14 protein-coding genes and 2 pseudogenes are annotated in these 20,182 nt (G+C 71.7%); 2 read left to right on the forward strand and 14 right to left on the reverse strand.

Annotated features, from left to right (window positions below; all coding sequences use genetic code 11):
* The 13 genes and pseudogenes from AB0447_RS25185 to AB0447_RS25245 form a co-directional block, all read right to left on the reverse strand.
* Positions 1-369: pseudogene (locus AB0447_RS25185) on the reverse strand (hypothetical protein); the annotation flags it as partial.
* Between the two features lie 7 nt (positions 370-376).
* Positions 377-1,165, reverse strand: a complete 789-nt coding sequence (locus AB0447_RS25190; protein WP_366479012.1) for a TIGR03936 family radical SAM-associated protein — start codon at positions 1,163-1,165, stop codon at positions 377-379.
* A 73-nt stretch (positions 1,166-1,238) separates the two neighbouring features.
* Positions 1,239-2,294, reverse strand: coding sequence for a hypothetical protein (locus AB0447_RS25195; RefSeq protein WP_366479013.1), 1,056 nt, complete (start codon positions 2,292-2,294; stop codon positions 1,239-1,241).
* An 89-nt stretch (positions 2,295-2,383) separates the two neighbouring features.
* Positions 2,384-4,306 carry a TIGR03960 family B12-binding radical SAM protein gene (locus AB0447_RS25200; protein WP_366479014.1) on the reverse strand — a complete coding sequence of 641 codons (1,923 nt, stop codon included), beginning with the start codon at positions 4,304-4,306 and terminating at the stop codon, positions 2,384-2,386.
* A 36-nt stretch (positions 4,307-4,342) separates the two neighbouring features.
* On the reverse strand, positions 4,343-5,869 hold the full coding sequence (locus AB0447_RS25205) for a CYTH and CHAD domain-containing protein (protein WP_366479015.1): 1,527 nt from the start codon (positions 5,867-5,869) through the stop codon (positions 4,343-4,345).
* 80 nt (positions 5,870-5,949) lie between these two features.
* A complete protein-coding gene (rodA, locus tag AB0447_RS25210) occupies positions 5,950-7,149 on the reverse strand; it encodes a rod shape-determining protein RodA (RefSeq protein ID WP_366479033.1) in 1,200 nt (399 codons plus the stop codon).
* Between the two features lie 7 nt (positions 7,150-7,156).
* The gene (mrdA, locus tag AB0447_RS25215; protein ID WP_366479016.1) at positions 7,157-9,325 is read right to left on the reverse strand and encodes a penicillin-binding protein 2; all 2,169 of its coding nucleotides are present in this window, start codon (positions 9,323-9,325) and stop codon (positions 7,157-7,159) included.
* Between the two features lie 16 nt (positions 9,326-9,341).
* Entirely contained in the window at positions 9,342-10,034 is a 693-nt protein-coding gene (gene mreD, locus AB0447_RS25220) for a rod shape-determining protein MreD (RefSeq protein WP_366479017.1), read from the reverse strand.
* A gap of 3 nt (positions 10,035-10,037) precedes the next feature.
* Complete coding sequence (mreC, locus tag AB0447_RS25225) at positions 10,038-10,988, reverse strand: rod shape-determining protein MreC (protein ID WP_366479018.1); 951 nt, start codon at positions 10,986-10,988, stop codon at positions 10,038-10,040.
* A 187-nt stretch (positions 10,989-11,175) separates the two neighbouring features.
* Entirely contained in the window at positions 11,176-12,195 is a 1,020-nt protein-coding gene (locus AB0447_RS25230; RefSeq protein WP_125647420.1) for a rod shape-determining protein, read from the reverse strand.
* Positions 12,196-12,528: 333 nt separating this feature from the next.
* Entirely contained in the window at positions 12,529-12,939 is a 411-nt protein-coding gene (ndk, locus tag AB0447_RS25235) for a nucleoside-diphosphate kinase (RefSeq protein ID WP_366479019.1), read from the reverse strand.
* A gap of 103 nt (positions 12,940-13,042) precedes the next feature.
* A complete protein-coding gene (locus AB0447_RS25240) occupies positions 13,043-13,381 on the reverse strand; it encodes a DUF4233 domain-containing protein (RefSeq protein ID WP_366479020.1) in 339 nt (112 codons plus the stop codon).
* Positions 13,382-13,383: 2 nt separating this feature from the next.
* Positions 13,384-14,907, reverse strand: coding sequence for a Mur ligase family protein (locus AB0447_RS25245; protein WP_366479021.1), 1,524 nt, complete (start codon positions 14,905-14,907; stop codon positions 13,384-13,386).
* 117 nt (positions 14,908-15,024) lie between these two features.
* On the opposite strand from AB0447_RS25245, the pseudogene AB0447_RS25250 reads away from it, so the two are divergent.
* Positions 15,025-15,446 (forward strand): annotated as a pseudogene (locus AB0447_RS25250) (rod shape-determining protein); the annotation flags it as partial.
* 203 nt (positions 15,447-15,649) lie between these two features.
* Here the strand turns inward: AB0447_RS25250 and AB0447_RS25255 are convergent.
* The gene (locus AB0447_RS25255) at positions 15,650-16,795 is read right to left on the reverse strand and encodes an ATP-binding protein (protein ID WP_366479023.1); all 1,146 of its coding nucleotides are present in this window, start codon (positions 16,793-16,795) and stop codon (positions 15,650-15,652) included.
* A 236-nt stretch (positions 16,796-17,031) separates the two neighbouring features.
* Here AB0447_RS25255 and AB0447_RS25260 point away from each other — a divergent pair, with 236 nt between their 5' ends.
* The gene (locus AB0447_RS25260; RefSeq protein ID WP_366479024.1) at positions 17,032-19,671 is read left to right on the forward strand and encodes a YfhO family protein; all 2,640 of its coding nucleotides are present in this window, start codon (positions 17,032-17,034) and stop codon (positions 19,669-19,671) included.
* Positions 19,672-20,182 lie beyond the last annotated feature (511 nt).

A 20,182-nucleotide genomic window follows, 5' to 3' on the forward strand; every position in this document is an offset into this window, starting at 1 on the left:
GCGGGGGCGGCCTCTACGGCCGCGGCCGTCGCTCCCGGCGGGCCGGCCGGCCGGGACGCCGCGCGGCGGCGCCGGCGGGGCGGCAGGTTGTCGCTGGGGCTGTCTGCACCGGCGGCGGGGTTCTCGGTTTCGTTGTTGAGCATGCGGGCGGTTCTCCCGTCACGCTCCCGGGCGCCGCGGCTGACATCCGGTCCGGCTCGGCTCCGCGTGTTGTGCGCGGAACCGGCCTCCGGGGCGCGTTCGCCTCACGGGAGCTGTAGGTCCATGGCCGCCGGTTCCGTACGTGTTGTGCGTACGGCCTGGCGGAAGTCTTCAGGTCAGTGCGCGGCCCGACCCAGGTGGCTCCCGAGTGCCAGGGCTGCGCGACAACGCGTCCTTACGCGGCGGGACCTTCCGGCGCCTTCGCGGCGGCGGCTACGGCGGCCGTGGGTGGGGCGGCCGTGACAGCCTCGCGGTCGGGCGCGAGCGGGTCGGTCACCGTGCCGGACTCCTCGTCGAAGAGCCCCTGCGCCAGCCTGGTCACCGCTGCGGGGACCGGCGGCGCCAGGTCGGCCACAGCTCGGAGACCGGACAGGACGTCGTCGGGTCGGACGGCAGGTGTCACGTGCCGAACAACCAGCCGCAGTATCGCACAGGCATTGTCCTGCGGCCTATCAGCCGGGTCGGACGGGGCGGGGTGCGCCTCGAGGCTCACCACGGCGCCGCGCGTGTCGAAGGTGCGCATGCCGTTCTTGGTCCGTCGCTGGACCTCCACGGTCTCCGCCCCGAGGAAGGCGGCGGTGGCGCGTTCGGCCTCGGCGGTCTCCACTCCTTCCAGCCGCAGCTCCCAGATGGAGGCGGTCAGCCGGTCGGCGAGGCCCGAGGTGCGGGCCTCCACGGCATCGGTGATGTCGAGGCCGGCGGGCAGCGACTCGTCGAGGAGCTCGCGGAGCTTCTGCGGGTCGCGGGTTTCGGTGAGGGCGATCTCCAGGTATTCGGCCTCGCTGCCGGTGCCCGTCGGAGCGGCGTTGGCGTACGAGACCTTCGGGTGCGGGGTGAAGCCGGCCGAGTAGGCCATCGGCACCTCGGCGCGGCGCAGGGCCCGCTCGAAGGCACGCTGGAAGTCTCGGTGGCTGGTGAACCGGAGGCGGCCGCGCTTGGTGTAGCGCAGTCGGATGCGCTGCACCGCCGGTGCGGGCGGCGGGCCTTCGGGCTGTCGCTTGCCCAGTGGTTCTTCTCCTTGTGCGGGGCGCGAGCGCTCAGGCTCCGCCCTGTGACGTCTTTCGCAGCTGGGGCGGCTCCGGGGCCGCGCCTACGGCTGTCGTACTACCCAGAGTACGCGCCCGTGACCTCGCCGGTTCCACGGGCCGGGTACCGAACAGGGCCCGGCGGACCTCGGCGCGGGCCTCGCGGACGGCGGACCGCACCGCCCGCCAGGTGGCGCGGGCGGCGTGCCCGGCCGGGGTGAGGACGTGTCGGTACACCTGGGCGGCGGGCCATCCGACGGTCACCCAGCCGATCCATTTCACGGCCCGCCACAGGACCCGCAGGATCCGTCCGGCCACGTGCCAGGCCCAGAGCAGGAGGTGCCCCAGCGGGGTGAGGACGTACCGGTACAGGGGGTGCAGCACATAGTGGAGGATCTGCCGGCCGAGCCAGCCGGCCGCCATGCCGAGCGGCACCAGCAGGTAGCGCCACAACCCCACCCACGGCCAGACGAACAGCAGCTTGAGCAGGACCACGGCGGCAGGAAGGAGGATCCGCTGCCACAGCCAGGTCAGCGCGTGTCCGGCCGGGACGAGCAGGTACCGCCAGGGCCACACGAACAGCAGCAGGAGGAGCAGGCCGAGGACCGGCCGGAGCAGCCGGGTCCACAGCTGGGTGCCGGTCCAGCCCGCGGCCCGCCCCAGGGGGAGGACCAGCCGGGTCCAGAACGCGACTCCGATCCAGGCCGCGGCGAGTCCGACCGGCCGCAGCAGGAAGCGGTGGAAGAAGCGGCCCACCGGGGCGAGCAGGTAGGTGTAGGAGGCGACGGCCGCCCAGCCGAGGGCCCGCCCCACCGGGACCAGCAGGTACCGCCACAGCCCGACCCACGGCCAGACGAACAGCAGTTTCAGCAGGACGAGGGCCAGCCACGCCAGCGCCCGGCCCACCGGGGCGAGCACATGGTCGTACAGGGGGCGCAGCACGCGCCGGTGTGCCATGCGGCCGCCCGCGACGAGCAGGTCCCACACGAGGCGGAACGGCAGGACCACGAGGACGGCGACGACTTTGACCGGGATGCGTACGGCGCGGACGAGCAGGCCTTCTTCCATGCCGTTGATGACGCGCGAAGGCCCCCCACCGTTGCGGGTGGGGGGCCTTCGTGACCTCAACGAGTCCTCGCGGCCTGCGGACCGGCGGACTACTTGACGACGGACAGCGGCAGCAGCTTCTTGCCGGTGGGGCCGATCTGGATCTCGGTCTGCATCTGCGGGCAGACGCCGCAGTCGAAGCACGGGGTCCAGCGGCAGTCCTCGACCTCGGTCTCGTCGAGGGCGTCCTGCCAGTCCTCCCAGAGCCAGTCCTTGTCCAGGCCGGAGTCCAGGTGGTCCCAGGGCAGGACCTCCTCGTAGGTGCGCTCGCGGGTGGTGTACCAGGCGACGTCCACGCCGTACGCGGGCAGCGCCTTCTCGGCCGCCCGCATCCAGCGGTCGTACGAGAAGTGCTCGCGCCAGCCGTCGAAGCGGCCGCCGTCCTCGTACACCGCGCGGATGACGTCGCCGATCCGGCGGTCACCGCGGGAGAGCAGGCCCTCGACGATGCCCGGCTTGCCGTCGTGGTAGCGGAAGCCGATGGAGCGGCCGTACTTCTTGTCGCCGCGGATCTTGTCCCGGAGCTTCTCCAGACGGGCGTCCGTCTCCTCCGCCGAGAGCTGCGGGGCCCACTGGAAGGGGGTGTGGGGCTTGGGGACGAAGCCGCCGATGGAGACCGTGCAGCGGATGTCGTTCTGGCCGGAGACCTCGCGGCCCTTGGCGATCACGTTGACCGCCATGTCGCCGATCTGGAGGACGTCCTCGTCGGTCTCGGTGGGCAGGCCGCACATGAAGTAGAGCTTCACCTGGCGCCAGCCGTTGCCGTAGGCCGTGGCGACCGTACGGATCAGGTCCTCCTCCGAGACCATCTTGTTGATGACCTTGCGCATGCGCTCGGAGCCGCCCTCGGGGGCGAAGGTGAGGCCGGACCGGCGGCCGTTGCGGGTCAGCTCGTTGGCCAGGTCGACGTTGAAGGCGTCCACCCGGGTCGAGGGCAGCGAGAGGCCGATCTTGTCTTCCTCGTAGCGGTCGGCCAGGCCCTTGGCGATGTCGGCGATCTCCGTGTGGTCCGCGGAGGACAGGGAGAGCAGGCCGACCTCCTCGAAGCCGGTGGCCTTGAGACCCTTCTCGACCATTTCGCCGATGCCGGTGATGCTTCGCTCCCGCACGGGGCGCGTGATCATGCCGGCCTGGCAGAAACGGCAGCCGCGGGTGCAGCCGCGGAAGATCTCCACCGACATCCGCTCGTGGACGGTCTCGGCGAGCGGGACCAGCGGCTGCTTGGGGTAGGGCCACTCGTCGAGGTCCATGACGGTGTGCTTGGACACGCGCCACGGCACGCCGGAGCGGTTGGGGACGACCCGGCCGATGCGGCCGTCCGGCAGGTACTCGACGTCGTAGAAGCCGGGGATGTAGATGTTGCCGGTCTTGGCGAGGCGCAGCAGGACTTCCTCGCGCCCGCCCGGGCGGCCCTCGGCCTTCCAGCCGCGGATGATCTCGGTCATGTCGAGGACGGCCTGCTCGCCGTCGCCGATGACCGCGGCGTCGATGAACCCGGCGATCGGCTCGGGGTTGAAGGCGGCGTGGCCGCCGGCCAGGACGATCGGGTGGTCGACCGTGCGGTCCTTGGACAGCAGCGGGATGCCCGCCAGGTCCAGGGCCGTGAGCATGTTGGTGTAGCCCAGCTCCGTGGAGAAGGACAGGCCGAACACGTCGAAGGCGGAGACCGGGCGGTGCGAGTCGACGGTGAACTGGGGCACGCCGTGCTCGCGCATCAGCGCTTCCAGGTCCGGCCACACGCTGTAGGTGCGCTCGGCGAGCACGCCTTCGCGCTCGTTGAGTACCTCGTACAGGATCATGACGCCCTGGTTGGGCAGGCCGACCTCGTACGCGTCCGGGTACATGAGCGCCCAGCGGACGTCACAGCTTTCCCAGGGCTTGACGGTGGAGTTGAGCTCACCGCCGACGTACTGGATGGGCTTCTGCACATGCGGGAGCAGAGCTTCGAGCTGTGGGAAGACCGACTCGGACATCACGCGACTTTCGTGAAGCGGGCAGGGGGCGACTCTCTAGCGTACCCCGATGCCCAGGTGCGCCTTTTCCGCTGCCGCCTCCGCCCAGGCCTCGGGCAGTTCGCGTTGCCGCAGCTCGGCGCGGGCTTCTTCGCGGGCGTGGAGCACTCCCCAGGTGAAGGCGGATTCGCCGGCGGCGTGGGCCTGGCCCGCCAGGTCGCGCAGCGCGGTGCGGGCGACCACGCTGTCCTGGTGGTCGCCGAGCAGGGTCTGGACGGATTTCATGGCCTTGGACATGCGCTTGGCGGGTTTGCCGAGGGCGGGGACGGCGGCGTCGGCGGCGTAGCGGGCGCGTTTGGCTGCCTTGCGGGCCTCGTGCAGGGCGAGGTCGCGTTCCTCGCCGGGGGGCAGCTCCAGGGCGGTGTCGATCCGGGTGGCGAGGCGGTCGTAGTCGCGCAGGATCGCCTTGGGGAAGGCCTTGGCGGCGGGTTTCGCGGCGCCCGGGAGCAGGGGCGGGTCGGCGAGCAGGGCCTCGAGGGTGTTGAGCAGGGTGAGGTGGCGGGCGCTGTCGAGGACGGCGAGGGCGCGGCGGCGGGAGCCGGAGCGGCGGGCGGCGTTCCAGGTGCGCAGGCGGCCGCGGACGGGGCCGATGAGGGTGTCGCGCGGGAGGTCGCCGAGGGCGGTCTCGAAGCGGTCGAGGAGGACTTCGCGGTCGCGGTCGACGCCGAGTTCGGAGCCCAGCCAGCGGAGTTCCTCGCCGATGGGGTCGGTGACGTCCCGGTCCAGGATGCGGCGGTAGCTCTTGAAGGCGCTGCGCAGCCGGCGGGAGGCGACCCGCATCTGGTGGACGGAGTCGGGCTGGTTGCGGCGTACGGCGGGGTCCTGGGCGATGAGGGCGTCGAGCTGTTCGCGGAGGTACGCGAGGACGTAGGCGCCGGCCGAGGTGTCGGCGGGGTCGGGGTCGGGGCGGGCGGGGGGCTCGTTTCCGGTCTCGGCGAGGGCGCGGGCCAGTTTGGAGGGGGCGTCGGAGACCTTGAGTCCGGCCTTGCGGAACGACTTCTCGACGGCGTCGAGGAGGGCGGGGTCGACGCCGTCGGCGAGTTCGACCTCGACCTCGGTCCAGGACACGGAGGTGTCCGCGCGTTCGGCGGTGACCTCGTCGGTGCTGAGTTCGGCGAGGAGGGTTCCGTCGGCGTCGAGGAGGTGGCTGACCTTGCGCGAGGACAGCAGCCGGACCTGGGGTTCGAGGCTGCTGTCGCGGACCCTGGATCGGACCAGTTGGGCGAGGGGTGGGGGCAGGGTGTCGCTGAGGGCGGCCCGGACCTCGTCGCGGACGCCGGGGGCGACGGGCAGTTTGAGGTGCCAGCCGGCGTCCTCGCCGCCGGTCCGGCGGCGCAGGGTCAGGCCGTCGGCGGCGAGCCGCTGGTCGGGGGTGTCGTAGTAGACGGCGTCGAGGTCGACGCTGCCCCGGTCCCGGACGTCCGCGATCCGGCCCGTGCCGGTGAGGTCCGGGACCCCGCGCCGGGCCGCCTTGGCCTTAGTGAACTCGAATTTCCGCTCGATCTCGCGCTTCGTGTCCGCCATAAACCGAACTTAGTCCTGAACGGATCACGGCGTGAAGGTAAACGGAAGATTCTCGGCCTGTCGGCCTGATCGATCGTCGATCAGGCCGACAACGGTCGTTGGACCCTGATCGACTGGAGCAGGCCGACCGCCACCCAGACCGCGAACATGGAGGAGCCGCCGTAGGACACGAACGGCAGCGGAAGGCCCGCCACCGGCATGATCCCCAGGTTCATCCCGATGTTCTCGAAGGACTGGAAGGCGAACCAGGCGATGATCCCGGCAGCCACGATCGTCCCGTACAGCTCGGTGGTCTCCCGGGCGATCAGGCAGGCCCGCCACAGCACCACGCCGAGCAGCCCGAGGATGACCAGGCCGCCGACGAAGCCCAGCTCCTCCCCCGCCACCGTGAACACGAAGTCGGTCTGCTGCTCGGGCACGAACTGTCCGGTGGTCTGCGGGCCCTTGAACAGGCCGGAGCCCATCAGGCCGCCGCCGCCGATCGCGATCCGCGCCTGGTTGGTGTTGTAGCCCGCGCCCGAGGGGTCCAGCTCGGGGTTGGCGAAGGCGGCGAAGCGGTTGATCTGGTACTCGTCGAGCACGCCCAGCTGCCAGACCAGGATCGCGCCGACCGTCCCCGAGCCGATGAGCCCGAGCACCCACCGGTTGGAGGCGCCGGAGGCCAGCAGCACCCCCAGCACGATCACGACCATCACCATCACCGACCCCAGGTCGGGCATCAGCATCACGATGCCCATGGGCGCGGCGGCCAGGCACAGCGCCTTGACCACGGTCCGGTGCTCGGGATGCTCCAGGTCGCCCGCGTCCACCCGGGCCGCCAGCAGCATCGCCATCACCAGGATGATCGTGACCTTCACGAACTCCGAGGGCTGGAGCGAGAAGCCGCCGCCGATGACGATCCAGGCGTGGGCGCCGTTGATGGTGGCGCCGAGCGGGGTGAGCACGGCCGCGACCAGCACGAGCGAGAGGCCGTACAGGACCGGCACGGCCCCGCGCAGGGTGCGGTGGCCGAGCCAGACCGTCCCGATCATCAGCACCAGGCCGATGCCGGTGTTGAGCAGGTGGCGCCAGAGGAAGTACTGCGGGTCGCCCTGGTTGAGCGTGTCGCGGTTGCGGGTCGCGGACCACACCAGCACGGCACCGATCAGCGACAGCGCGAGGGCGGACAGCAGTATCGGCCAGTCGAGCCGGCGCACGACCGAGTCACGGGCCGTCAGCCGGGCGAGCGGGCCCTTCTGGGGCGCGTACCGGGATACGGAGAACTTGTTCGCGGTCTGCATCATCGGCTCAGTCGTGTTTCAGGGGCGGCGGGCCGGCGAGCGCGGGCGGCGCCAGCTCCTCCGGGGACGGGGGCACGTACGGCCTGATCTCGGGGGGCTGGATGGTGCCGTCGGGCTGGATGGGGGGCAGTTTCGCCTCCGGCCTGGGCAGCAGGGCCTTGCCGAGGTCCTGCTTGCCGGACATGGTGAGGCCGTACATCGCGTTGTAGATGTTGCGCACGGCGGGACCCGAGGCGCCGGAGCCGGTGCCGCCCTGGGAGATCGTCATCACGATCGTGAAGTCGTCGGTGTAGGTCGCCAGCCACGAGGTGGTCTGCTTGCCGTAGACCTGGGCGGTGCCCGTCTTGGCCCGCATCGGGATCTTGTCCTGCGGCCAGCCGATGAACCGCCAGGCGGCGGTGCCGCCGGGCTCGACGACGGAGCGCAGGCCCTTGTCGAGGTTGCTGACGGTCTTGGCGTCGATCGGCAGCCTGCCGTGGGCCTTGGGCTTGATCTCCTGGACCTTGCCGTCGGGGCTGACCACGGCCTTGCCGACGGTGGGGTTGAAGAGGGTGCCGCCGTTGCTGATTGCGGCGTAGGCGGTGGCCATCTGGATGGGGGTGACGAGGACGTCGCCCTGGCCGATGGCGAAGTTGATGCTGTCGAAGGCCTTCAGCTGGTTGCCTTCGAGGCAGCTCTCGTAGGCGATCTGCTCGACGTAGGTGCCGCCCTTCTTGCCCTGCTTGCACCAGGCGTCCTTGTTGGCCTTCCAGAAGTCCTTCTTCCACTGGCGGTCGGGGATGCGGCCGGTGACCTCGTTCGGCAGGTCGATCCCGGTCTCGGAGCCGAGTCCGAACTCACGGGCGGTCCGGTAGAACCAGTCGTGGGCGTCCTTCTTGGGCTCGAGGCCGCCGTCGCGGTGCCACTCCTTGTGCCCGAGGGCGTAGAAGACGGTGTTGCAGGAGAACTTGAGGGCGTCGCCGAGGGAGATGGGGCCGTGCCCCTTCGACTCGAAGTTCGCGAAGCTGCGGCCGCCCATGTTGTAGGAGGCACTGCAGTTGTACTTGCTGTCGAAGGGGTAGCCGGCCCGCACGGCCGCGCTCGCCGACACCACCTTGAAGATGGAGCCCGCGGGGGCCTGGCCCTGGATGGCCCGGTTGAGCAGCGGGTAGTTGGACTTCTCGCTGGTGAGCCGGGCGTAGTCCGCTCCGGAGATGCCGCCGACCCAGGCGTTGGGGTCGTAGTCGGGCTGCGAGGCCATCGCGACGACGCGGCCGGTCTTGGACTCCAGGACGACGACGGCGCCCGCGTCGGCCGCGTACTTGCGGCCGGTGATCTTGTCGGTCTCCTGACGGACCGTCTTCATCGCCTGGTGGAGCTCGTACTCGGCGACGGACTGGACCCGGGCGTCGATGCTGGTGACGAGGGTGGATCCGGCCACACCCGGGTCGGACTTCGTCTCGCCCATGACCCGGCCGAGGTTGTCGACCTCGTACGAGGTGACCTGCGCCTTGCCGCGCAGCTCCTTGTCGTACGTGCGCTCGATTCCGGAGCGGCCGACCTGGTCGGAGCGCAGGTGCGGCGAGTCGGTGTTCTTGGCCTTCTGGATCTCCTCGTCGGTGACCGGCGAGAGGTAGCCGAGCACCTGCGCGGTGCGGGCCCCGCCGAGCGCGGGGTAGCGGCGTACCGCGGTGGGTTCGGCGGTGATGCCGGGGAAGTCCTCGGGGCGCTCGCGGATCTGGAGGGCCTGCTGGGTGGTGGCTTCGAGGGTGACCGGGATCGGCTGGTACGGGGAGCCGTTCCAGCAGGGCTTGGGGGTCTGGGAGTCGCAGAGCCGGACCTTGTCCATGACGTCCTGCGGCTTCATGTCGAGGACCCCGGCGAGGCGGGTCAGGACGGCCTTGCCCCTGTCCTTTATCTTCATCAGCTCGGTGCGGGACGCGGAGACGACCAGGCGGGTCTCGTTGTCGGCCAGGGGCACACCGCGGGCGTCCAGGACGGAGCCGCGGACGGCGGGCTGGACGACCCGCTGGACGTGGTTGTTCTTCGCCTCGTCGGCGTACTCGTGGCCGTTGCGGATCTGCAGGTACCAGAGGCGGCCGCCGAGCGTGAGCAGCAGGGAGAAGACGAGTACCTGGATGATGACGAGCCGGATCTGCACCCGGGGGGTGCGGCCGGTCTCCGGAATGTTGGTCATGCGTCCTGCTCCCCCGTCACAGCTTCTTGACGCTCTTCACGCCCTTGACGCCCTTTATCCGGCCGGCCCGGTTGGCGCGGCTGCGGGCCGTTCTCAGACGCAGGCCGCCGCGCTGGCTGCCGATCCGCAGTCCGGTGCCGCCGGACAGCCAGCCGGAGGACACGTCGGTGCCCTGCGGCGGTCCGCCGCCCGCCTCCACGGCCATCGGGTCGTTCTCGGCGCGCCGGGCCAGCGCCATGATGAAGGGCACGGTGAAGGGCGCCAGCAGCAGGTCGTAGAGGGCCGCGGTGAACAGCATCGTGGAGAGGTCCACCTGGCCGGCGGTGTCGCCGACGAGGGCGCCCACCCCGGCGTACAGCAGGGTGGAGCCGAGCGCCGCGCCGACCACGGTGAGCATCGGGCCCCAGGCGGAGCGGAAGCGTCCGTTGTCGGGGCGGACCAGCCCGACCGCGTAGCCGATGACGCAGAGCACCAGGGCGTAGCGCCCGGCGGCGTGCTCGGCGGGCGGGGCCAGGTCGGCGAGGAGCCCGGCGCCGAAGCCGAGCAGGGCGCCGGAGGTCGGCCCGTACACCAGGGACAGGGCGACCACCGTGAGCAGCATCAGGTCGGGGACGGCTCCGGGCAGTTGGAGTCGGCCGAGGACGGTGACCTGGACGACGAGGGCGACCACGACGAGGGTGGACGAGAGCAGGATCCGGTTGAAGGGCATGGGTCAGCTCTCCTCCTCGTCCGCCGGCCGGCCGGACGCGCGCGGCGAGGGCGTGACGGTGACGGTGACCGTCGGGATGGGCTTCGGGGGCTCCGGCTTGGGTGGCAGGACGGCGTCGCGCGGGTCCTCGCGGGGCGGCACCACGACCACGCCGACGATGTCGAGGCGGGTGAAGCCGACGAAGGGCCGGATGTGCACGGTCCGGGTGAGGCCTCCGTTGGACGGGTCGACGCGGACGACCTCGCCGAGCGGGACGCCGGGCACGAAGGGCTTGTTGGCGCGGGAGCCGAAGGTGACGAGGCGGTCGCCGGGGCTGACCTTGGCCTTGCCGTTGAGCATCTGCACGGCCAGGGCGCGGTCTCCCTGGCCGGTGGCGAAGCCGAGTTCGCCGGTCTTCTCCAGGCGGGTGCCGACGGTGAAGCCGGGGTCGTTGGCGAGGAGCACGGTGGCCGTGTCCGGGCCGACGGTGGTGACGCGGCCGACGAGGCCGTCGCCGTTGAGGACGGTCATGTCGCGCTCGATGCCGTCCTTGCTGCCCGCGTCGATGGTGACGGTCCAGGAGAAGCCCTGGCCCGCTCCTATGGCGATGACCTCGGCGCCCTTGATGCCGTACTGGCCGGCGCCGGCCCGCTTGAGCATGGTGTCGAACTGCTGCAGCCGGCTGCGGTTGATGTCCTCGCTGCCGAGCTTGACCTTCAGGGCCGCGTTCTCGCGTTCCAGCACGCTGATGCGGCTGTGGCGGCTCCCGGAGTCGCGTACCGCCCCTATGGCGTTGGCGACCGGGTCGACCGCGGTCGCGACGCCCTTTTCCACCGGGCCGAAGACCGCGGCGGCGGCCTGCCGGGCACCGTCGACCGGCGACTCCTCGCCTGCCCGGATGTCCACCGTGATCAACGCGAACGCGATGGCGACCAGCAGTACCAGGAGCAGCCGGCTCTCTCGTGTGTCCCTCACGTGCGGCGGCCGTGCCTTCCCTTGTGATCCGTGCCGGCGCAGCCGGCTCCAGTGGAGCCGGTGCTCGCACCGGACTTCAGTTGCCTGTATATCAACGATCCGCCGCACGGGAGCGGCAGCACCCGTACGGCGGATCCTTGTGTTCCGCGTGTCCCCTGAACGAGGAGGGGAAACGTTTACTGCAGGGCTACCGCCGGGGCTGGGCGTCCAGGACCTGCTGGAGTGCTTCGAACTCCTCTACGCACTTGCCGGATCCGAGTGCGACGGAGTCGAGCGGGTCCTCGGCGATGTGGATGGGCATGCCGGTCTCCCGGCGCAGCCGTTCGTCGAGGCCGCGGAGGAGGGCGCCGCCGCCGGTGAGGACGATGCCGCGGTCCATGATGTCGCCGGAGAGCTCCGGCGGGCACTTGTCGAGGGTGGTCTTGACGGCGTCGACGATGGCGTTGACCGGCTCCTCGATGGCCTTGCGCACCTCGGCGGCCGAGATGACGACCGTCTTGGGGAGACCGGAGACCAGGTCGCGGCCGCGGATCTCGGTGTGCTCGTCCTTGTCGAGGTCGTAGGCCGACCCGATGGTGATCTTGATCTGTTCGGCGGTCCGCTCACCGAGGAGGAGCGAGTACTCCTTCTTGATGTGCTGGATGATCGCGTTGTCGAGCTCGTCGCCGGCCACCCGGATGGACTGCGCCGTGACGATTCCGCCGAGGGAGATGACGGCGACCTCGGTGGTGCCGCCGCCGATGTCCACGACCATGTTGCCGGTGGCCTCGTGGACGGGCAGGCCGGAGCCGATGGCCGCGGCCATGGGCTCCTCGATGATGTGCACCTGTCGGGCGCCGGCCTGGGTGGACGCCTCGATGACGGCGCGGCGCTCGACCCCGGTGATGCCGGAGGGGACGCAGACCACGACGCGCGGGCGGGCCAGGTAACGGCGCTTGTGGATCTTCAGGATGAAGTAGCGCAGCATGCGCTCGGTGATCTCGAAGTCGGCGATCACGCCGTCTTTGAGGGGGCGTACGGCGACGATGTTGCCGGGCGTCCGGCCGATCATCTTCTTCGCCTCGGAACCGACCGCCAGGATGCCACCGGTGTTCGTGTTGATGGCGACGACGGAAGGCTCGTTCAGGACGATCCCCCGGCCCCTCACGTACACCAGCGTGTTGGCGGTCCCGAGGTCGACAGCCATGTCACGGCCGATGAACGACATTGAGTTCCCCTTGTTCCCCATGAGGAGCGTCTGGCCTTCCAGTTGATAGCGGCTGCTGTCAGGTCGGCGAGGTGGGTGTGTGGGTGGAGGCCCCATCGTAGTGCCGCATGCCGGCACATCGCGCGACGGGACTCCGGTGGCGCCGCCGGAACGGTCACCGGGCACGACCGGCACCCCTTAGGTGTGACGTCGTGTCCTGCCCATGCGTTCCCGGTGGGGGGCGGGAATACCGAAGGGCGACCGAAATTACTTCGGTCGCCCCAGGTCATGAGCGCTATTCGGCTGATGTTACGTCAGTGAGGAGTGCTTCCGGTTGCTCCGGCACACGAGCCGTCAGAGCGCGGGGAAGAACAGCTTCAGCTCGCGCTCGGCGGACTCCTCGGAGTCGGACGCGTGGATGAGGTTCTCCCGCACGATGGTCCCGAAGTCCCCGCGGATCGAGCCGGGCGCGGCGGCGATCGGGTCGGTCGGACCGGCCAGCTGGCGCACGCCCTCGATCGCGCGTTCGCCCTCGACGACGAGGACGACCACGGGGCCGCTCGCCATGAAGCCCATCAGCGGCTCGTAGAACGGCTTGCCCTTGTGCTCGCCGTAGTGGGCCTCCAGGGTCTCCTGGTCCAGGCTGCGCAGCTCCATCGCGGGGATGGTCCAGCCGGCCTTGCGCTCGATACGGCCGATGATCTCGCCGATCAGGCCGCGACGGACGGCGTCGGGCTTGAGGATGACGAGCGTGCGCTGGGACATGGGTGAGACTCCTTGCGGCAAACGGGTGCGGTCGTACGAGGCTACAGGGAAGCGTGCAGCCGTCGGGCCCGCAGGGCCCGGGGGCCCCGGGCCCCCGGGAGGGTCAGGCTTCGGCCTCGGCCGCCCACTTCGCCTTGATGGCGTCCACCCGCTGGCCGTAGCGCACCGAGCACCACCACAGCACCGCGAAGAGCGCGCCCAGGATGAACATCATCGGGACCACGAAGCCGCTCAGGACCAGGCCGATCTGCAGCGCCCAGCCGACCTGGACGGCCCCGCGGCGGGACAGCATCCCGCAGAGGAGCACGGACAGCAGCATCACGACGCCGCAGACCGTCCAGACCTGCACCTGGGTGAGGTCCGGGTCCTTCATGGCCACCAGGCCCGCGAAGCCCACGACGAAGAACTCGGCGATCAACGTCGAGGCGCACAGGGTACGCACACTCAGCCCCTCTTCAGCAGCAGGCGGGCTTCGCCCACCGTCATCACGGAACCGGTCACCAGGACCCCGGCCCCTCCGTACTCGGCTTCTTCCTCCGCCAGGGTGATCGCCGCCTCCAGGGCGTCGTCCAGCCGCGGCTCCACCTGCACCCGGTCGGCCCCGAAGACCTCCACCGCTACGGCGGCCAGCTCGTCCGCGTCCAGAGCCCGGTGGGTGGCGTTCGCGGTGATCACGACCTCCGCGAAGATCGGCTCGAACGCCTCCAGGACACCCCGGACGTCCTTGCCCTCGCTGGTGCCGACCACGCCGATCAGCCGGCTGAAGCCGAAGGACTCGGTGATCGCCTCGGCGGTGACCGCCGCGCCGGCCGGGTTGTGGGCCGCGTCCAGAACGACGGTCGGGCTGCGCCGGACGACCTCCATCCGGCCGGGCGAGGTCACGGTGGCGAAGGCCTTGCGGACCGTGTCCACGTCCAGCGTCCGCGCGTGCTCCGCGCCGATCCCGAAGAAGGCCTCCACCGCGGCCAGCGCCACCGCCGCGTTCTGCGCCATGTGGGCGCCGTACAGGGGCAGGAAGATGCCCTCGTACTCGCCGCCGAGGCCGCGCAGGGTGAGCTGCTGGCCGCCGACCGCGACCTCGCGGGAGACCACGCCGAACTCCATGCCGGCGCGGGCCACCGTCGCGTCCACCTCGACGGCCTTCTTCAGCAGCACCTGGGCCGCGTCGGCCGGCTGCTGCGCGAGGATGACGGTGGCGTCCTGCTTGATGATGCCGCCCTTCTCCTCGGCGATCTCGCCCGGCGTGGAGCCCAGCCGGTCGGTGTGGTCCAGGCTGATCGGGGTGATCACCGCGACCGTGCCGTCGATCACGTTGGTGGCGTCCCAGCTGCCGCCCATGCCGACCTCGACCACCGCGGCGTCCACCGGCGCGTCCGCGAAGGCCGCGTACGCCATGCCCGTGAGCACCTCGAAGAAGGACAGCCGGTAGTCCTCGGCCGCGTCGACCATCTCCACGTACGGCTTGATGTCCTGGTACGTCTCGATGAACCGCTCGGCGCTGATCGGCTGTCCGTCCAGGCTGATCCGCTCGGTGACGGACTGGACGTGCGGGCTGGTGTAGCGGCCGGTGCGGAGCTCGAAGCCGTTCAGCAGGGCCTCGATCATCCGGGCCGTGCTGGTCTTGCCGTTGGTGCCGGTGACATGGATGGCGGGGTACGCGCGCTGGGGTTCGCCGAGCACGTCCATCAGGGCGGCGATGCGCCCGACGGACGGCTCCAGCTTGGTCTCGCCCCAGCGGGACGCCAGCTCCTGCTCCACCTCGTGGAGCGCCTTGGCGACCTCGGGGTCGACGGGCCGGGACGGCACCGGGTCACCCTGCGGCGGGCCGGCCTGGGCGCGCAGGGTGCGACTGCCGGCCTCGATCACCGCCAGGTCGGGGTCGCGGTCGGTCTCTTCCGCGACGATCTCGTCGAACTCGTCGAACTTCTCGGACCGGCGGTCGCTGGGCTCGGGCTGCTGCTCACTCACACGACCAGTCTACGGACGGGGGCGGCCGGGACTTTCGGCCCGGGCGGTTGGGGACCTTCGGCCGAAAGGGCGGCCTGATCGTTATGCAAACCTTGCGGACAGGAGATCGGGGAACAAATGCCGCAGACCAGCACCAACGAGACAGCGTCCAGCCGCGACATCGGGATAGACCTGGGCACCGCGAACACCCTGGTCTACGCGCGGGGGCACGGAATCGTCCTGAATGAGCCGTCCGTGGTCGCCGTCAAGGCCGGCACGAAGACGGTGCACCTGATCGAGGAGCCGATGGCGGCCGCGATCGGGGCGGGGCTGCCGGTGGCGGAGCCCCGGGGCTCGATGGTGGTGGACATCGGCGGCGGCACCACCGAGGTCGCGGTGATCTCCCTGGGCGGGATCGTCACCTCGCAGTCGCTGCGGGTCGGCGGGGACCGCTGGACGCGGCGATCATGGACCACGTGCGCAGGGAACACGCGCTGCTGATCGGGGAGCGCAGCGCGGAGGACGCAAAGGTGGCCATCGGCTCGGCCTGGCCGGTGCCGGACCGGCCGGAGCTGGAGCGGCCGGAGCTGGAGCGGCCGGAGCTGGAGCGGCCGGAGCTGGAGCGGCCGGAGCTGGAGCGGCCGGAGCTGGAGCGGCCGGAGCTGGAGCGCTCGTTCCTCCCGCTTCCTCCGCGCGCTCGGGCCTGTTCCCCGGGCGCACCCCTTCGGCTCACTCGCCCGTGCAGGCTTCGGCCGGACCGCGGCTACCCCCGGGGCAGGGTCGCGGCCACGGTGTACGAGTCGTCCGTGCGCGTGGCCGTCAGGGTGCCGCCGAGGCTGCGGACGCGTTCGGACATGCTGGCCGTACCCGATCCCGTCGAGACCGGGGCCCGGCCCGGCGTACGGTCCGGCAGCGCGTTGCGGACGGCGATGCGCAGGTGGGGGCCGTCCGTGGCGATGGACACCTCGATCGTCTGGCCGCGGGCGTGCTTCGCCGCATTGGTGAGGCACTCCTGGACCACCCGGTACACCGCGGCCTGCCGGAGCGGGGACAGCGCGTGCACCTCCGGGTCCATGGAGAGGCGTACCGGGGATCCGGCCCGGCGGCTCTCGTCGGCGAGGGCCGGCAGGCCGTCCACGCCGGGGGTGGCGGTCCGCTCGCCGCGCTGCACGATGATCTCGTTGAGGACGAGGTGGGCGCGGCGCGCGGTGTCGGCGAGTTCCTCGAAGTCCTTGGCGTGGGCGGTGTCGCGGGCCCGCAGGGACAGCACCTCGGAGCGCACGGTCAGCAGGGTGAGTTCGCGGCCGACGAAGTCGTGGACGTCGCGGGCGACGAAGGTGCGTTCCTGCTGGACGGCTTGCAGCACGGCCGATTCGGCGCGGCGGGCGTCGAGTTCCCTGACCAGGTCCTGCCGGTACGCGGCGATGCCGACGGCGGAGGCGAGGACGCCGAGGGGGACGACCGGGCTGAGGAAGGAGCTCAGGTTCTCGGCCCGGTCGAGGGGCCACCCGGGCACCGTGAACAGGACCAGCGCGAAGGCGACGTATCCGAGGGTGGCGAGGATGCCTGAGCGCCGGCCGCGGTAACGGCCCACCGAGTACAGGGCGAACTGGATGAGCGTCAGTTCGTGCAGCCAGCCGATGAAGAGCAGGGCGACGGCGAGGGACAGCCAGGGCATCCGGCGGCGGAGCAGCAGGGTGGCGGCGCCGAGGGCGAGGACCACGGCGGCCATCGGGCCGGTGAGGGAGTTGTCGGCGGCGGCGAGCCCGGGGAGGTCAAGGGCCATGAGCGCGAGGCAGCTCAGCGCGGTGAGCACGTCGAGCGCTCGGGGCGACCCGGACCGGCTTTCGGCGAGCCGGCGACCGGTGGCCGCGGCCCGATGGAGCGCGGCGACGGGCTTGACGTGCATGCCTCCCATCATCCGTGGTCCGCACCGCGGATCCGCTCGACAGAGCGCCCGAAACAAGTGATATACGGCACTCGGGACATGTCGGACCGAGCCGGCGACCTGACCGTACTGTTCCTGATCGTTTCAGTCTCCGGTCATCGGATTTTCTGACGGAATACATAGGATGCGAGTAGCCGACGGCCCTTGAACTGGGCGGCCGGGGGGACGCAACACTCAAGGGCTCGGGTTTCTCACTCATGACCACTGCTTCGACCACGCCTGCTTCCGCACGCCCGGCGGCAGGCCGCCGACCGCGGTCCGCGAACACCGCGGGCGGCCGGAACCTCCACAGGCCTCTGGCCCCGCTCGCGGCGGCACTCCTCTCCATGGCCGCCTACGCGGCCGGGCTCGCGGCGCACGGCACCTACCCGTTCGGGCCGGCTCCGCGCGCCGTCAACGACCTGCGGCACCAGTACGTGCCGTTCCACACCTACCTGTGGGACCTGCAGCACGGCACCGCGCAGGGCGACCTGTTCTTCAACTGGCAGAGCGGCTACGGCGTCGGCTTCCTCGGGGACTTCCTCACCTATCTGACGAATCCTTTCTCCTGGCTCACCGGGCTGTTCCCGCGCGAGCACACCGAGTTCTCCGTCTTCCTGGTCAGCCTGTTCAGCATGGGACTGGCCGCCGCCCTGATGACCGTCTTCCTCGGCCGGCTGCGCCCCGGCTCGCCCTGGCTGCGGGCCCTGCTCGCCACCGGTTACGCCGTCTGCGGCTGGGGGGTGGTCGAAGGCACCGTCGTCCCCATGTGGACCTGGGGCCTGGTCGCCCTGCCGCTGCTCGGCATAGCCGCCGACTGGGCGCTGACCGGCCGCCGCTGGGTGCTCGGCAGCCTCGCCGTCGCCCTGTGCTGGTTCGCCAACTTCTACACCGCTGCCATGGCCACCATCGCGGCCGCGCTGGTCCTCTCCCTGCGCCTGCTGCTCGCCGACACCGACTGGCGCACCCGCGGCCGGGTGCTGTGGCGGGCCGGCACCATGACCGGCACCGGACTGCTGCTGGCCGCCCCCGCCGTCCTGGTGTGCGGGCTGGCCAACGCCCAGTCACAGCCCACCGACCGGTTCGTGGTCAGCGTGGCCACCGAACCGCTCACCTACCTGGCCATGCTGCTGCCCGGCACCCTGCCCAAGTACCCCGCTCCCAACGTGTTCGCGGGCATCCTCGCCCTGCTGCTCGTGCTGACCCTGCCCTTCCAGTCGAAGGTCCGGGTCAAGGAACGGGCGGGCTGGAGCGTCCTGCTGCTGCTCACCGCCGCCTCCTTCGTGATCACACCGACGGCGAAGCTGTGGCAGGGCATGACCCTCCCCCACGGGGCCCCGTTCCGGGAGTCCTTCGTGCTCAGCGGCCTCATGGTGATGGCCGCCTGGATCTGCCTCGCCCACATGCCCCGGCCGCGGGCGCTGCTCGGCGGGGCCGGACTGCTCGGCGTCCTGGTCCTACTCACGTACGACCTCCAGCCGGTCAACGACTACGCGCTGACCCTGGCCCTGCTCGGCGGGGCCGCCGTCACCGCCCTGCTGGTCCTGTACGCGCGGGGGCTGCGGCGCCCGGCCCGGATCGCCGTGGTCGGCCTGCTCGCCGCATCGGTGTTCGGCAGCACCGCGTACGCCGTCTACGGCATCGCCGTCCTGCACGACCCGCGGCACCGCGGGCCGGCCCGCGCCCAGACCATGACCGAGCTCGGCGAACACGCGCGGGCGGCACTGGCCCGGCAGGACGCCTGGCCGGCCGGGCGCACCGACCCCGGCGCCGGGGTGTTCGTCACCAACAACGACTCGATGCTGGTCGGCGGGCAGGGCGGGTCGTACTACAGCAGCTACGTCAGCGTGGAGACGGCGACCGGGCTGCGCGACCTCGGCCTCGGATACCGGATGGGCGGCCGGCACCTGCTGACCGCCCAGGACCCGGTGCTGCAGGCCCTGCTCGGCATCGGCGCGGTGCTGGAGCCGGCGGGCAAGGACCGGGTGACGGTCCGTACGACGGCCGCGCCGCCGCTGGTCACCGTACGGGAGCCGGGCAGCGACCGGGCGTACGGGGCACCGGCCGGGTCCGTCTGGGCGCGGCAGCAGGCGGCGCTGGGGGCGAAGGTCTACACCGTGCCGGCGCTCGCGCACGCGGGCGGGCCGGCGGGAGAGCGCACCGGCTCCGGCTTCACGTTGCGCAAGGCCCAGGGTGAGGGCCTGGACCAGTGGACCACCTTCACCGCCCGCTGCACGCCGGGCGCCCGGGCCTTCCTGTACGCGCCGGGCCTGTACGGGGTCGTACGCGGCGAGAACGGCCCGAAGCAGGGCTTCCTCGGGGATCCGCCGCTGGTCAGCGCCGGCATGAAGGAACTGGCCCCGGTGCCGGCGGACGGACGGTTCTCCTTCGCGGTCCGGGCCGGGAAGGACGGGCAGGTGCTGCCGGGGGATGCGCTGGGCTGTCTGGACGCGGGGGCGCTGGACGCGCGGGTGGCGCAGCTGAAGGCGACCGGGGCGGTGTCGGTGGGGACCGGGGGGCACTCGATCGAGGCGGAGCTGCCGAAGGGCTCGACCGGTACTGCGGTGGTTGCGACCACTGCGCCGCAGGGGTGGACCTGCTCGGTCGACGGGGGTCCGTCGCGGGAGCCGGTCTCGTACCAGGGCCTGCTGGGCATCCCGCTCGGCGGGGGCGCGGACCGGGTGTCCTGCGCGTACACCCCGCCGGGCCTGAAGGCAGGCCTGGCAGGCACGGCCCTCGGCTCCCTGGCCCTGGCCGGCGCCCTCCTCCACCCCACAGCCCGCCGCCGCCTGACCGCGGCCCGAAGCTCCACCCCCGCCCGCCCCCGTGCGGCTGCGCTGCCGCGCAACGGCACTTAGCCCCGCCGGCGATTGAGGCGCGGGGGTCCGGGACTGGCCCCCGGCTGGCACTTCCAGCCCCGCCGGCGTTTGAGGCGCGGGGCCCGGGACTGGCCCCCGGCCGGCACTTCCAGCCCTGCCGGCGTTTGAGGCGCGGGGCCCGGGACTGGCCCCCGGCCGGCACTTCCAGCCCTGCCGGCGTTTGAGGCGCGGGGGTCCGGGGGCTGGCCCCCGGCAACGGCGCCGCACCCGACCGGGCACCTCCCCCGCCGGGCACCTGCTGGCTGCGCTGCCGCGCAACGGCACTTCCAGCCCCGCCGGCGATTGAGGCGCGGGGGCCCGGGGGCCGGCCCCCGGCAACGGCGCCGCACCCGACAAGCGGCCGCTGCGCGGAGCTTTCCCCCACCCCGCCCCTTCCCGAAACCGGGCGCTGCCCGGACCCGCACCTCAAACGCCGGCGGGGCTGGGGGGTACCCCCGGCGGGGCCGGGAGGCTTGGGGCTCCGCCCCAGACCCCGCTCCTCAAACGCCGG

The organism is Streptomyces sp. NPDC051211 (assembly GCF_040689505.1).
Classification (GTDB): Bacteria; Actinomycetota; Actinomycetes; order Streptomycetales; family Streptomycetaceae; genus Streptomyces.